The 13,659-nt window shown below is 71.7% G+C and carries 13 protein-coding genes and 1 riboswitch; of the genes, 8 read left to right on the top strand and 5 right to left on the bottom strand.

What is annotated here, in order from left to right; translation table 11 throughout:
• Nucleotides 1-108 precede the first annotated feature (108 nt).
• From E2B92_RS25655 to E2B92_RS25625, 7 genes are all read left to right on the top strand, one after another.
• Nucleotides 109-1,344 (top strand): L,D-transpeptidase, encoded by a 1,236-nt coding sequence (locus tag E2B92_RS25655; protein ID WP_126883534.1) that lies wholly within the window; start codon nt 109-111, stop codon nt 1,342-1,344.
• Between the two features lie 163 nt (nt 1,345-1,507).
• Nucleotides 1,508-2,740, top strand: a complete 1,233-nt coding sequence (locus E2B92_RS25650) for a L,D-transpeptidase (protein WP_126883535.1) — start codon at nt 1,508-1,510, stop codon at nt 2,738-2,740.
• A gap of 84 nt (nt 2,741-2,824) precedes the next feature.
• Nucleotides 2,825-3,592 carry an enoyl-CoA hydratase/isomerase family protein gene (locus tag E2B92_RS25645; RefSeq protein ID WP_126883536.1) on the top strand — a complete coding sequence of 256 codons (768 nt, stop codon included), beginning with the start codon at nt 2,825-2,827 and terminating at the stop codon, nt 3,590-3,592.
• A gap of 243 nt (nt 3,593-3,835) precedes the next feature.
• The gene (locus E2B92_RS25640; RefSeq protein ID WP_126883537.1) at nt 3,836-4,339 is read left to right on the top strand and encodes an ATP-binding protein; all 504 of its coding nucleotides are present in this window, start codon (nt 3,836-3,838) and stop codon (nt 4,337-4,339) included.
• A gap of 403 nt (nt 4,340-4,742) precedes the next feature.
• Nucleotides 4,743-5,924, top strand: a complete 1,182-nt coding sequence (locus tag E2B92_RS25635; RefSeq protein WP_126883567.1) for a YncE family protein — start codon at nt 4,743-4,745, stop codon at nt 5,922-5,924.
• 87 nt (nt 5,925-6,011) lie between these two features.
• Nucleotides 6,012-6,227, top strand: a complete 216-nt coding sequence (locus E2B92_RS25630) for an EF-hand domain-containing protein (protein ID WP_126883538.1) — start codon at nt 6,012-6,014, stop codon at nt 6,225-6,227.
• Nucleotides 6,224-7,168: a CopD family protein gene (locus E2B92_RS25625; protein WP_235023974.1), complete on the top strand. Its 945-nt coding sequence runs from the start codon at nt 6,224-6,226 to the stop codon at nt 7,166-7,168. The genes E2B92_RS25630 and E2B92_RS25625 overlap by 4 nt, the downstream gene beginning before the upstream one ends.
• Here E2B92_RS25625 and bla read toward each other — a convergent pair.
• The 5 genes from bla to gcvT form a co-directional block, all read right to left on the bottom strand.
• Nucleotides 7,161-8,093: a class A beta-lactamase gene (gene bla / locus E2B92_RS25620; protein ID WP_126883540.1), complete on the bottom strand. Its 933-nt coding sequence runs from the start codon at nt 8,091-8,093 to the stop codon at nt 7,161-7,163. The two genes, E2B92_RS25625 and bla, sit on opposite strands and share 8 nt — an antisense overlap.
• A 53-nt stretch (nt 8,094-8,146) precedes the next feature.
• Entirely contained in the window at nt 8,147-9,517 is a 1,371-nt protein-coding gene (locus E2B92_RS25615) for an L-serine ammonia-lyase (protein ID WP_126883541.1), read from the bottom strand.
• Between the two features lie 188 nt (nt 9,518-9,705).
• Nucleotides 9,706-10,965 (bottom strand): serine hydroxymethyltransferase, encoded by a 1,260-nt coding sequence (glyA, locus tag E2B92_RS25610; protein WP_126883542.1) that lies wholly within the window; start codon nt 10,963-10,965, stop codon nt 9,706-9,708.
• 13 nt (nt 10,966-10,978) lie between these two features.
• The gene (gene gcvH, locus E2B92_RS25605) at nt 10,979-11,356 is read right to left on the bottom strand and encodes a glycine cleavage system protein GcvH (RefSeq protein ID WP_126883543.1); all 378 of its coding nucleotides are present in this window, start codon (nt 11,354-11,356) and stop codon (nt 10,979-10,981) included.
• Nucleotides 11,357-11,414: 58 nt separating this feature from the next.
• Nucleotides 11,415-12,530 carry a glycine cleavage system aminomethyltransferase GcvT gene (gene gcvT / locus E2B92_RS25600; protein ID WP_126883544.1) on the bottom strand — a complete coding sequence of 372 codons (1,116 nt, stop codon included), beginning with the start codon at nt 12,528-12,530 and terminating at the stop codon, nt 11,415-11,417.
• A gap of 143 nt (nt 12,531-12,673) precedes the next feature.
• Nucleotides 12,674-12,766, bottom strand: a riboswitch (glycine riboswitch).
• A gap of 190 nt (nt 12,767-12,956) precedes the next feature.
• Here gcvT and E2B92_RS25595 point away from each other — a divergent pair.
• Nucleotides 12,957-13,628, top strand: coding sequence for an AAA family ATPase (locus E2B92_RS25595; RefSeq protein WP_126883545.1), 672 nt, complete (start codon nt 12,957-12,959; stop codon nt 13,626-13,628).
• The last annotated feature ends 31 nt before the right edge of the window (nt 13,629-13,659 follow it).

The following is a 13,659-nucleotide window of genomic DNA, read 5'->3' as shown; positions in this document are numbered from 1 at the left end:
GCCGCGGCCCCGCTTGTGGTCCTCCCCCCTGTTCTGCCCGGACTGCCCCCGTCCCAACATGACCCGCACTCACGTTTCCCCTGGAGGGTGGCAGTCGTTGGTCGCATCGTGAGACACGTACTGAAGCGGGCAGGGCTCTGCGTGGCCGCTGCCGTGGCATGTGCAGGGCTGATGGCGGGGCTGGCCGGGTGCACCGGTGACGGCGGCCTGGACCTCGGCATGGGCGGCAAGGGCCGGGCACCCGACGACGTCATCCGGGTGACGCCGGAGGACGGGGCGAAGGGCGTGGCCCCGGACGGCCGGGTGGAGGTGCGGATTCCCAGCGGGCGGCTGGAGCGGGTCAAGGTCGTCAAGGTCGAGGACGCGCAGCCGGTCCGGGTGCCGGGCGCCATCTCGGAGGACGGCCTGCGCTGGCGCCCGGCGCCGGGCGTGCGGCTCGCGCTGGCCGCCAAGTACAGCGTGGAGGCCGTGGCGCTGGACGCGCACGGGCGGCGCTCGGCCCGGCACACCACGTTCACCACGGCGGTGCCCGAACACCGGTTCATCGGCTACTTCAAGCCGGAGAACCGCTCCACCGTCGGCACCGGCATGATCGTTTCCTTCTCCTTCAACCGGCCGATCGAGAACCGCGCGGCCGTCGAACGCGCCATCCGCGTCACCTCCCGGCCGCCGGTGGAGGTGGTGGGCCACTGGTTCGGCAAGGAGCGCCTGGACTTCCGGCCGCGCGCGTACTGGAAGCCGGGCACCGAGGTCACGGTCGGCCTGCGGCTGCGGGACGTGGAAGCGGCGCCGGGGGTGTACGGCATCCAGCACAAGACCGTCGGGTTCACGGTGGGCCGTTCCCAGGTCTCCGTGGTGGACGCCGAGGAGCACACCATGGAGGTGCGGCGCGACGGCAGGCTCGTCACGACCCTGCCGATCACGGCGGGGGCGCCCAAGACCACCACGTACAACGGCAAGATGGTGGTCACGGAACTGTTCGACGTGACGCGGATGAACGGCGCCACCGTCGGCTTCAAGAACAAGGACGGAAAGGGCGAGTACGACATCAAGGACGTCCCGCACGCGATGCGGCTGACCGACTCGGGCACGTTCCTGCACGGCAACTACTGGGCGCCGCCGTCCGCCTTCGGCACGGCCAACGTCAGCCACGGGTGCGTCGGGCTGCGCGACGTGAAGGGCGGGGACCCGGACGCGCCGGCGGGCTGGTTCTTCGACCGGACGTTGATCGGGGACGTGGTGGAGGTGGTCAACTCGACCGACCGGAAGGTGTCTCCCGACAACGGCCTCGGCGGCTGGAACATGGACTGGAACCAGTGGAAGGCCGGTTCCGCCCTGCATTGACCCTCGCTGCCCCTCATCGTCCGTCGTTTGGGACTGAACGGTGACATGCGCGGGCGCTCCGCCGCGCCTGCGGTGTGATTATCTATCGCGGTGCACGCGTGAGTGGGGCGTGCGGGGGTGCGGGCCGTGGCGGTGCCAGGCCGTGCGAGGGGAGAACAGCAAAGTGAACGTGCGGCCGATATCGGGTGCGCCGGCGGGGGCGGGCAAGGGCCTGCTGGCTCTGGTGCTGGGGGCACTGCTGCTGCTGGTGACGGCGTGCGGGGGCTCCGACTCCGCCGGCGGCGCCAAGGGCGGGGAGAAGCCCGAGGACGGCGGCAAGGTGGAGAACGCGGCCTCGCAGGCCGTCGTGACCATCGCGCCCAAGGACGGCGCCGCGTCGGTCGCCACGAGCGGCGCCCTGAAGGTCACCGCCGAGAAGGGCAAGCTGACCACGGTCACGGTCGCCGACTCCAAGGGCAACAAGGTCGAGGGGAAGCTGACCGCAGACGGCGCCGCCTGGGAGCCGGTCCAGCACCTGGCCGGCGGCACCAAGTACAAGGTGCACGCGGTCGCCAAGGACGCGGACGGGCGTGAGTCGGCGAAGGACACCACCTTCACCACCCTCGTACCGAAGAACACCTTCATCGGCCACTACACGCCGGAGGACGGCTCCACCGTCGGAGTCGGCATGCCGGTGTCGATCAACTTCACCCGGGGCATCACCAACCCCGAGGCCGTGGAGCGGGCCATCAAGGTGACCGCCGAGCCGTCCGTGCCGATCGAGGGCCACTGGTTCGGCAACGACCGCCTGGACTTCCGCCCGGAGAAGTACTGGGCCGCGGGCACCAAGGTGACCGTGCGGCTGAACCTGGACGGCGTCGAGGGCCGCCCGGGCGTGTACGGCAAGCAGGCCAAGACGGTGCGGTTCACCATCGGCCGCGGCCAGGTCTCCACGGTCGACGCGAGCGAGAAGACCATGAAGGTCGTCCGCGACGGCAAGCTGATCAAGACGATCCCGATCACCGCGGGCGCCCCGGCCACGACCACGTACAACGGCCAGATGGTCATCAGCGAGAAGTACAAGGTGACGCGGATGAACGGCGCCACCGTGGGCTTCGGTGGCGAGTACGACATCAAGGACGTCCCGCACGCGATGCGCCTGTCGACCTCGGGCACCTTCGTGCACGGCAACTACTGGGCCTCCAGCGGCACCTTCGGCTCGGCGAACGTCAGCCACGGCTGCGTGGGCCTGCGGGACGTGCGCGGCGCCTACGACGGCTCCACGCCGGCCGCCTGGTTCTACAACAACTCGATCATCGGTGACGTGGTGGTCGTGAAGAACTCCAAGGACAAGCAGATCCAGCCGGAGAACGGCCTCAACGGGTGGAACATGCCCTGGTCGGAGTGGATCAAGTAACGCCAGATGTGTGAGGGCCCGGTGCGTCGGATGTGACCGACGGCACCGGGCCCTTCGTCATTAACGGCGGTTAACCTGCCCCCTATGACAGTCACTCTCGAAGTCTCCGCGGGCGTCGGCACCATCCGCCTGGACCGCCCGCCGATGAACGCGCTGGACATCGCCACCCAGGACCGGCTGCGCGAGCTCGCCGAGGAGGCGTCGCGGCGCGACGACGTCCGGGCCGTGGTGCTGTACGGCGGCGAGAAGGTGTTCGCGGCCGGCGCGGACATCAAGGAGATGCAGGCGATGGACCACGCGGCCATGGTGCTGCGCTCCAAGGCCCTCCAGGACTCGTTCACCGCCGTCGCCCGCATCCCCAAGCCCGTCGTCGCCGCCGTCACCGGGTACGCGCTGGGCGGCGGCTGCGAGCTGGCGCTCTGCGCCGACTTCCGCATCGCCGGCGACAACGCCAGGCTCGGCCAGCCCGAGATCCTGCTGGGCCTCATCCCCGGCGCGGGCGGCACGCAGCGCCTCGCCCGCCTCATCGGCCCGTCCAAGGCGAAGGACCTGATCTTCACGGGCCGTCATGTGAAGGCCGACGAGGCCCTCGCGATGGGGCTCGTCGACCGGGTCGTCCCGGCGGCCGAGGTGTACGAGCAGGCGCACGCCTGGGCCGCGAAGCTGGCGCAGGGGCCGGCGCTGGCGCTGCGCGCGGCCAAGGAGTCCGTCGACGCGGGTCTGGAGACCGACATCGACACGGGCCTGACGGTCGAACGCAACTGGTTCGCCGGGCTGTTCGCCACCGAGGACCGTGAGCGCGGTATGCGCAGCTTCGTCGAGGAGGGGCCGGGCAAGGCCAAGTTCCTGTAGGGGAACACGAGTTGTCAGCCGTGTGGGTGGTTTAGGGCAGCCTTAAAGGGGCCTTAAGGGATATGGGGCGCGAGGGCGCGGCACTTTTCCGTGCCGGCCCTGTCGTCGCAGGTCAGCCACCCTTTGACACCCCTTCGGTGCCAGGGTCATATGCCGAAAGGTGCCCCGGGAAGCGCTCGCTCCGGGGCATCTATTCCGCCGGAACGGCCACACGGAGGCCGCCGGGCGGCCATCATGGTGGGCATGGCGGGGCTGGAAGGTGTGGAGCAACCGGGGCAGCGCGGCAGCGCTACCGCCGCGCGGTGGGTGCCCGCCGCGGACGACGAACAGGCGCTCAAGGCGCTCGAACTGTTCGGCAATCCGACGGAGGAGGAGGTGCGGCTGCCGTCCCGCCCTGAATCGGCCGCGACGGCCCGCCGGCTCACCCAGTGCGTGGTGCTGCGCCAGTGGGCGCTCTCCCCGCAGATCGCCGAACACGCGATCCTGCTCGTCTCCGAGCTCGTCGGCAACGCCGTCCGGCACACCGGCGCCCGGGTCTTCGGGCTCCGCATGCTGCGCCGCCGCGGCTGGATCCGGATCGAGGTGCGCGACCCCTCCCGGGGGCTGCCCTGCCTGATGCCGGTCCACGAGCTGGACACCAGCGGCCGCGGGCTCTTCCTCGTCGACAAGCTCTCCGACCGGTGGGGCGTGGACCTGCTGCCGCGCGGCAAGACCACCTGGTTCGAGATGCGGGTCTCCGACCGCTGAGTCTCCGTCCGCCGAGTCTCCGACCGCTGACGCGAGGAAGCCCCCTGGCGCCGTGGTGCGGCTCCCTCGGGGGCTTCCGTGTGGGCGCCGTGGACTTGGGGGTGTATCCACGGTCGCGGAAACGACCTGGCCCGGGTCAATGGGGGTCGTGTGTCTCCGACTATGGCAGACGGGGGGCCTTGCCACCAAAAGACCAAACCGGGACAGAATCAGCAAATCGGGCCAGCGAGGGAATGAATCGCAGGTGAGATGAGCCACGGACCTCGTAAACCATGAATAAATATGGGGTCCGATGGTTGATTCATCGACTGGACACCTCATCGGAACCGATCGGCGGAGGTGCGCCGGGGCGGGCCGGGGGAGCGCGGCCCGGGGCCCGGCACCCTTAATGGGGCGCGTGACCATGCCGCACCTGACGAAGCGATCCACGAGCCTCCTCGCGGCCACCGCGCTGCTCGCCGCGGTGGCGGCGCTCCCGGGCTGCGGCAGCGGCGGCGACCGGCCCGAGGCACGCGGCGGCCGGGCCGCCGCCGTACCGACGAAGGCCGCTCCCGCGGGCCTGGCGGGCATGCCGCCCGTCCTCGACCCGAAGGACGTCTACGCGGCCGACCGCCCCGGCAGACTGTCCGCGGTGGTCAAGGGCTTCCCCTCCCGGGTGTACGTGCCCAACACCCTGTCCAACACCGTCTCGGTCATCGACCCGGCGACGTACAAGGTCGTCGAGACCATCCCCGTCGGCGCCCAGCCGCAGCACGTCGTGCCGTCCTGGGACCTCAAGACGCTCTGGGTCAACAACAACCGGGGCCACACGCTCACCCCCATCGACCCCGCGACCGGCACCCGGGGCAAGGACGTCGAGGTGCACGACCCCTACAACCTGTATTTCACGCCCAACGGCAGGTACGCCGTCGTGATGGCCTCCCTCGACCGCGAGCTGGTCTTCCGCGACCCGCACACCATGGAGCGCCGCCACACCGAACCGGTCACCTGCTACGGCGTCAACCACGCCGACTTCTCGGCCGACGGCCGGTACTTCATCGTGAGCTGCGAGTTCTCCGGCGAGCTGCTCAAGGTCGATACCGAGCGGATGAAGGTGGTCGCCCAGCAGAAGCTGCCCTTCCAGGGCGCCATGCCGCAGGACGTCAAGGTCTCACCCGACGGGAAGACCTTCTACGTCGCCGACATGATGGCGCACGGGGTGTGGGTGCTGGACGGCGACTCCTTCGCCACCCCCGGCCTGCTGCCGACCGGCAAGGGCGCCCACGGCCTGTACGTCTCACGGGACTCCAGGGAGATGTACATCCCCAACCGGGGAGAGGGCTCCGTCTCCGTGTACGACTTCGCACGCAAGCGGCTGACCAAGAAGTGGTGGCTGCCGGACGGCGGTTCGCCCGACATGGGCGGGGTCTCCGCCGACGGCAAGGTGCTGTGGCTGTCGGGACGGTACGACTCCGAGGTGTACGCGATCGACACCACGACCGGCAGGCAGCTCGCCCGCATCCCGGTCGGCGGCGGCCCGCACGGCCTCGCCGTCTACCCCCAGCCCGGCCGCTACTCGCTCGGCCACACCGGCGTCTTCCGCTGACGGCCCCTGCCGGGCCCCCGGACCGGCCCCCCACCCCCTGCCGATAATCTGACCGGCGTCAGTTATGCACCAAGAAGGGGTGGACCAGTGGCGGACATCGAGGCGGCACGCAAGGCGTTCGAGCGGTACGACGTGAACGGGGACGGGCTCATCTCGGCCGCCGAGTACAAGAGCGTCATGGCGCAGCTCGGCGACTTCAACGTCACGGAGACCGTTGCCCAGGCCGTGATCAACGCGCAGGACGGCAACGGCGACGGGCTGCTCACCTTCGACGAGTTCTGGGCGCACCTCACCAAGGCGTGACCGCACACACGGAGAACGGCGCCGCCCGGCGATCCGGGCGGCGCCGTCCTCGTGCCGCCCTCGCCCTCGGCGCCCTCGCGGCGGTGGCCGTGGCGCTCTTCGGCGCCGGGATCGCCGCGCACGGCACGGGGGAGCTGCGCATCCCGGCGGCCGGCACGACGACCCTGCTGCGCGTCGCGGTCTTCGCCGCCCTCGCCCTGCACATCGGCGAACTGGCCGGCGCCGGGCTGGCCGGGCCCGGACGCACGCCCCGTTCCTGGGCCGTGTGGGCCGCCCTCGGCGGGGCCGCCGCCTCCGCCGGGCAGATCGTGCTGCTCGCCCGGGTCAGCGACCTGGACCTCACGGCCACGTACGGCACCCGGGACGGCGGACTGCTGCTGGCCATGGCCAACGGCTTCGCCCTGGCCGCCGGGTGCGCCGCGCTGGGGCGCTCCACCTGGGCGGTGGCCCCGCTGGCCCTGGTCGTCGGCGCGGAGGCGCTGCGCGCGCACCCCGAGCCGTACACCCCGGAGCTCGGCACCGCCCTGACGATCGTCCACCTGACCGCCGCCTGTCTGTGGGCCGGCGGGCTGCTGCACGTGCTGCGGACGGCGCGGCTGCGCGGCGGCGGGCGCGATGTCCTGGCCCGGTACGCCCGGCTCGCCGGATGGCTCTACGTCGCGCTGGCCGTCACCGGCACCTGCTCGACGCTGCGCCGCCTTCCGGCCGAGGTGGTGTTCGCGACGGCGTACGGCAGGGTGCTGATCGTCAAGCTCCTGGTGGTGGCCGCGGCCAGCGTGCTGGCCGTGATCGCGCGCCGCGCGCTGCGCCGGGGCGGCGACGCGACGGCCCCCGCCCGCACCGAGCTGGCGGTGCTGGCGGGGGCCGTGGTGCTGTCGGCCGTCCTGACGGTGGTGCCCGACCCCCACTGGCTCAGCGTGCACCCGGCGGTGCTCAGGTGACGGCGGAGGCCAGCACCGAGGCCGCGCGGGCGACCAGGAGGTCGTCGGAGGGGGCGTCCTGCACCGGCTTGGTCGTCAGGACCGCGAGGACCACCGGGGCGCCCTCGGGGGTCCAGGCGACACCGACGTCGTTGTTGGTGCCGTAGGAGCCGCCGCCCGTCTTGTCGGCCAGCCGCCAGTCCTCCGGCAGCCCCGCCCGGAAGCGGTGCGTACTGGTGGTGTTGCCCAGCAGCCAGCCGGTCAGCCGCTCGCGGTCGCCCCGCTCCAGCGCGTCACCGAGCACCAGCCGCTCGTAGGTGCCGGCGATGGCGGCGGGCGTGGTCGTGTCCTCGACGCGCCAGGGCTCGCAGGTGTTGAGCTCGGGCTCCCAGCGGTCGAGACGGGTCGTGCCGTCCCCCAGGGAGCGGCAGAACCGGGTGACGGCCGTCGGCCCGCCCAGTTCCCGCAGCAGCAGGTTGGCGGCCGTGTTGTCGCTGAAGCGGATGGTCGCGTCGCACAGCTCGGCGACCGTCATGCCGGTGGCGAGGTTCTCCTCGCACCTGGGGGAGTTCACCACGATGTCCGCCGCCGTGTAGCGGATGCGCCGGGCGAGCACCTCGCCGTGCCGGTCGAGGTCCCGGAGGACGGCCGCGGCGGCGAGGGTCTTGAACGTCGAGCACATCGGGAACCGCTCGTCCGCCCGGTACAGCACCGTCGCGCCGGTCACCGTGTTGCGCGCCACCGCGCCCAGCCGGGCCCCGTGCCGCCGCTCCAGCGCGCGCAGCCGCCCGAAGGCGGCCGCACCGGGCGTCCCGGCCCGCGGGGCGGCGGCGGACGCGCCGGACGCGCCGGTGGCCAGCAGGGCGGCGGCGCCCGCCGCGGCGGTCAGCAGGGCGCGGCGGGTGGCCCGGCCGCGTAACGTCGGGGTGATCTCGTTCTGCGTCATGGGACGAGCCCACCATGGTCACCACGCCGGAAGGAAACGTTCCGGCGGGCGTGTCAGCACTCGATGATGTTGACCGCGAGGCCGCCCCGCGCCGTCTCCTTGTACTTCACGCTCATGTCGGCGCCCGTCTCCTTCATGGTCTTGATGACCTTGTCCAGGGAGACCTTGTGGCTGCCGTCGCCGCGCATCGCCATGCGCGCCGCCGTGACGGCCTTGACCGCCGCCATGCCGTTGCGCTCGATGCACGGGATCTGGACCAGGCCGCCGACCGGGTCGCAGGTCAGGCCCAGGTTGTGCTCCATGCCGATCTCGGCCGCGTTCTCCACCTGCTCCGGGCTGCCGCCCAGCACCTCGGCGAGCGCGCCCGCCGCCATCGAGCAGGCCGAACCGACCTCGCCCTGGCAGCCGACCTCCGCGCCGGAGATCGAGGCGTTCTCCTTGAAGAGCATGCCGATCGCGCCCGCGGCCAGCAGGAAGCGGACCACGCCCTCCTCGTCCGCGCCGGGCACGAAGTTCATGTAGTAGTGCAGGACCGCCGGGATGATGCCGGCGGCGCCGTTCGTGGGAGCGGTGACCACCCGGCCGCCGGCGGCGTTCTCCTCGTTCACGGCCATGGCGTAGAGCGTGATCCACTCCATGGACAGCGCCAGCGGGTCGCCCTCGGAGCGCAGCTTGCGCGCGGTGTTCGCGGCGCGGCGGCGGACCTTCAGGCCGCCGGGGAGGATGCCCTCGCGGGACATGCCGCGGTCCACGCACGCCTGCATCACGCGCCAGATGTCGAGCAGGCCCGCACGGATCTCGTCCTCCGTGCGCCAGGCCTTCTCGTTCTCCAGCATCAGGGCGGAGATCGACAGGCCGGTCTCCTTGGTGAGCCGCAGCAGCTCGTCACCGGTGCGGAAGGGGTACTTCAGCACGGTGTCGTCGGGGACGATCGGGTTCTCGCCCGCCACGGCGTCCTCGTCCACGACGAACCCGCCGCCGACCGAGTAGTACGTCTTCTCCAGCAGGGCGGCGCCGTCGGCGTCGTACGCCCACAGGGTCATGCCGTTGGCGTGGTAAGGCAGCGCCTTGCGGCGGTGCAGGACCAGGTCCTCGTCGAAGTCGAAGCCGATCTCGTGGGCGCCCAGCAGGTTGATCCGCTTGCCGGTCCTGATCCGCTCGACCTGCTCGTCGGCGGTCTCGACGTCGACCGTGCGGGGGCTGTTGCCCTCCAGGCCGAGGAGGACCGCCTTGGGGGTGCCGTGGCCGTGGCCGGTCGCGCCCAGCGAGCCGTACAGCTCGGCGCGTATGGAGGCGGTGGGGGCGAGCAGGCCCTCGTTCTTCAGCCGGCGGGCGAACATCCGGGCCGCCCGCATCGGGCCGACCGTGTGGGAGCTGGACGGGCCGATGCCGATCGAGAACAGGTCGAAGACCGAGATGGCCACGGGGAGACTCCTTGGTTGGAAGACGTCGCTGTCTGCCGGGGTGGTGCAGGGGCAACGCGGGTGGGGCACGGGTGGTGCGGGGCGGGCAAGGGACGGGGCACCGCACTCACTGGACAGTGTGCGCGGTGCCCCGCATGTCGGTCTGTTACGTACGTAACGTCCGGGTCCGTACGTAATCCCTTCAGAGACTACAGACCAGGGTAAAGCGGGTGCTTCGCGGCCAGGGCCGACACCCGGGCCTTGAGCGCGTCCGCGTCGTACGACGGCTTCAGCGCCTCGGCGATGATGTCGGCGACCTCGGTGAAGTCCTCGGCCTGGAAGCCGCGCGTGGCCAGGGCCGGGGTGCCGATCCGCAGGCCCGAGGTGACCATCGGGGGCCGCGGGTCGTTCGGGATCGCGTTGCGGTTGACGGTGATGCCGACCTCGTGGAGCCGGTCCTCGGCCTGCTGGCCGTCCAGCTCGCTGTTGCGGAGGTCGACCAGCACCAGGTGCACATCGGTGCCGCCGGTCAGGACCGACACGCCGTGCTCGGTGACGTCCGGCTGGACCAGCCGCTCGGCCAGGATGCGGGCGCCGTCCAGGGTGCGCTGCTGGCGCTCCTTGAAGTCCTCGCTCGCGGCGACCTTGAACGCGACCGCCTTGGCGGCGATCACGTGCTCCAGCGGGCCACCCTGCTGGCCCGGGAAGACCGCGGAGTTGATCTTCTTGGCCAGCTCGGCGGTGGACAGGATCACGCCACCGCGCGGGCCGCCCAGCGTCTTGTGGGTCGTGGTGGTGACCACGTGGGCGTGCGGCACCGGGTTGGGGTGCAGACCGGCGGCGACCAGGCCCGCGAAGTGGGCCATGTCGACCATCAGGTACGCGCCGACCTCGTCCGCGATGCGGCGGAAGGCGGCGAAGTCGAGCTGGCGGGGGTAGGCGGACCAGCCGGCGACGATCAGCTTCGGCCTGGACTCCTTGGCCAGGCGCTCGACCTCGGCCATGTCGACCTGGCCGGTCGCGTCGTCGACGTGGTAGGCGACGACGTTGTAGAGCTTGCCCGAGAAGTTGATCTTCATGCCGTGGGTCAGGTGCCCGCCGTGGGCGAGGTTCAGACCCATGATCGTGTCGCCCGGCTTGAGCAGCGCGAACATCGCGGCGGCGTTGGCCTGGGCGCCCGAGTGCGGCTGGACGTTGGCGTGCTCGGCGCCGAAGAGCGCCTTGATGCGGTCGATGGCGATCTGCTCGACGACATCGACGTGCTCGCAGCCGCCGTAGTAGCGGCGGCCGGGGTAGCCCTCGGCGTACTTGTTGGTCAGGACGGAGCCCTGGGCCTCCATGACCGCGACCGGAGCGAAGTTCTCCGAGGCGATCATCTCGAGGGTGGACTGCTGACGGTGGAGCTCGGCGTCGACGGCGGCGGCGACGTCCGGGTCCAGCTCGTGGAGAGGGGTGTTCAGAAGCGACATCGGGGAGGGGTCCTTAGCTGCCGGAGAACTCGGTGTACTCGTCGGCGGAGAGCAGGTCCTTCGGCTCCTCCGCGACGCGTACCTTGAACAGCCAGCCGCCCTCGAACGGGGCGGTGTTCACCAGCGAGGGGTCGTCGACGACGTCCTGGTTGGCCTCGACGACCTCACCGGTCACCGGGGAGTACAGGTCGCTGACGGACTTGGTCGACTCCAGCTCACCACAGGTCTCGCCCGCGGTCACCGTGTCGCCCACTGCCGGGAGCTGGACGTACACCACGTCGCCGAGCGCGTTCGCCGCGTGCTCCGTGATGCCGACCGTCGAGACGCCGTCCTCGGCGTCCGACAGCCACTCGTGCTCCTTGCTGTAGCGCATCTGCTGGGGGTTGCTCATGACGGGAATTCTCCTGTACGCGGGGGAGTGCTGGTGAACGGGGTGGTGGTGCGGGTGGTCACTTCTGGCGCTTGTAGAAGGGGAGCGCGACGACCTCGTACGGCTCATGAGTACCGCGGATGTCGACGCCGACCCCGCTGGTGCCCGGCGCGGCGTGCGCCGCGTCCACGTAGGCCATGGCGATCGGCCTGCCCAGCGTCGGCGACGGGGCGCCCGAGGTGACCTCGCCGATCACCGTGCCGTCCGCGACCACGGACATCCCGGCGCGCGGCACCCGGCGACCCTCGGCGATCAGGCCCACGAGCGTGCGCGGCGGGGCGGCCTCGGCGCGCTCGGCGGCGGCGGTCAGCGCCTCGCGGCCCACGAAGTCGCCCTCCTTCTCGAACTTGACCACCCGGCCCAGGCCCGCGTCGAACGGGGTCAGGGACGTCGTCAGCTCGTGCCCGTACAGCGGCATGCCCGCCTCGAGGCGCAGCGTGTCGCGGCAGGACAGCCCGCACGGGATGAGGCCCACCGGCTCCCCGGCCTCCAGCAGCGCCTGCCACAGCGTCTCGGCGTGCCGCGGCTCGACGAACAGCTCGAAGCCGTCCTCGCCCGTGTAGCCGGTGCGGGCGATCAGCGCGGGGACCCCGGCGACGGTGCCGGGCAGCCCGGCGTAGTACTTCAGCCCGTCCAGGTCGGCGTCGGTCAGCGACTTCAGGATGCCGGGGGACTGAGGGCCCTGGACGGCGAGCAGCGCGTAGGCGTCGCGGTCGTCGCGCACCGCGGCGTCGAAGCCGGCGGCGCGGGCGGTGAGCGCGTCGAGGACGATCTGCGCGTTGGAGGCGTTGGCGACGACCATGTACTCGGTCTCACCGAGCCGGTACACGATCAGGTCGTCGAGGATGCCGCCGTCCTCCTGGCAGATCATGGTGTAGCGGGCGCGGCCGACACCGACGCTGCCGATGTTGCCGACGAGCGCGAAGTTCAGGAAGTCCGCTGCCTGCGGTCCTGTGACGGTGATCTCACCCATGTGGGAGAGGTCGAAGAGACCGGCCTTCGTGCGGACGGCGTTGTGCTCGTCGCGCTCGCTCCCGTACCGCAGCGGCATGTCCCAGCCCGCGAAGTCGGTCATGGTGGCGCCCAGCGCGCGATGCACGGCATCGAGGGCGGTCAGGCGGGGGGCAGTGCTCATGGATGTGGCTCCCAGGGCATGGCTCGAAGACGATCCTCCCCATCTGTCATCGGAACCTGAGAGGTTCACCGTGACCGTACGGGGACGGTCTTCGGCTTGCACCTTGGGTGGGGCCGCCGCGGCGGCCCGCTTTTCAGATCTGCCTCATCCACGCGGTACGGGGCCTGAGAGATTCAAGGGAGGAACTTGCTCCTTCGGCGCCCGGGCGGGACCCGGGACTCTCCCGCGCGGATTCGAACGGCCGGTATGCGGTTGTGGGGCGCAACGGCGTGCGTCGCGTCGGCGCGCACATCATTGCACGCGGGGTCTCGTCGGCAAATCGCTTGTGGCTTATTACCCTTTCTTTACACTTCTTGGGCAAGGGTCGTCAGAAGCCGACCCAGGGACCGCCGGGGCGCCGGACAGGCCCTAGCAGGGGGAGTAGCGATGACGGTGCAGCGGACCGGGGCGTACGCGACGACCGCGGGCGTGCCCGCGCAGCCCATGCCTTCCGTGCCGGGCCGGGCGGCGGCGACCGCCCCCGCCCTGCCGGTCGTGCGCGACCTGCGCGCCCGGGGCGGGCGCGGCCCACGGGCGCTGACGTTCCCGGAGGGCGACCTGGTGGTCGTCTCGGGCCTGCCCGGCAGCGGCAAGTCCACCCTGATCGCCCGGACGGCCCAGGGGCGCGGGATCGACTCGCAGGACGCCCGGGAGCGCTGGGAGCGCCGGATGCCCGGTTTCCTGCCGTACGCGGTCTATCGCCCCCTCGTCCGGCTCGCGCACTACGCGGGGCTGCGGCGGGCGCTGCGCTCGGGCGAGAGCGTCGTCGTCCACGACTGCGGCACCCAGGCCTGGGTGCGGCGCTGGCTCGCCCGCGAGGCGGCGCGGCGCCGCACGGCCCTGCACCTGGTCCTGCTGGACGTCACGCCCGGCACGGCCCGGCAGGGCCAGCGGGAGCGGGGCCGCGGCGTGTCCGGGTACGCCTTCGCACGGCACCGCGGGGCGGTGGGCCGGCTGGTGCGGGACGCCGAGCGGGGCGTCGTGCCGCGCGGGTGCGCCTCCGCGATCCTGCTGGACCGGTCGGCGGCGTCCGCGCTGACGCGGGTCGCCTTCGGCTGACCCCGGCCGGCGCGCCCGCGGCCCGCGTTAG

The sequence above is a fragment of the Streptomyces sp. WAC05374 genome (genome assembly GCF_004353505.1).
Lineage (GTDB): Bacteria > Actinomycetota > Actinomycetes > Streptomycetales > Streptomycetaceae > Streptomyces.
Note: the sequence above shows the minus strand (reverse complement) of the source record. Positions and strands in the feature narration are given on the sequence as shown.

Excerpts from the sequence above, each read along its gene's own strand:
- E2B92_RS25645 (WP_126883536.1), top strand. The coding sequence starts at position 2,825 with ATGACAGTCACTCTCGAAGTCTCCGCGGGCGTCGGCACCATCCGCCTG.
- E2B92_RS25640 (WP_126883537.1), top strand. The coding sequence starts at position 3,836 with ATGGCGGGGCTGGAAGGTGTGGAGCAACCGGGGCAGCGCGGCAGCGCT.
- E2B92_RS25635 (WP_126883567.1), top strand. The coding sequence starts at position 4,743 with ATGCCGCACCTGACGAAGCGATCCACGAGCCTCCTCGCGGCCACCGCG.
- bla (WP_126883540.1), bottom strand. The coding sequence starts at position 8,093 with ATGACGCAGAACGAGATCACCCCGACGTTACGCGGCCGGGCCACCCGC.
- glyA (WP_126883542.1), bottom strand. The coding sequence starts at position 10,965 with ATGTCGCTTCTGAACACCCCTCTCCACGAGCTGGACCCGGACGTCGCC.
- gcvH (WP_126883543.1), bottom strand. The coding sequence starts at position 11,356 with ATGAGCAACCCCCAGCAGATGCGCTACAGCAAGGAGCACGAGTGGCTG.
- gcvT (WP_126883544.1), bottom strand. The coding sequence starts at position 12,530 with ATGAGCACTGCCCCCCGCCTGACCGCCCTCGATGCCGTGCATCGCGCG.
- E2B92_RS25595 (WP_126883545.1), top strand. The coding sequence starts at position 12,957 with ATGACGGTGCAGCGGACCGGGGCGTACGCGACGACCGCGGGCGTGCCC.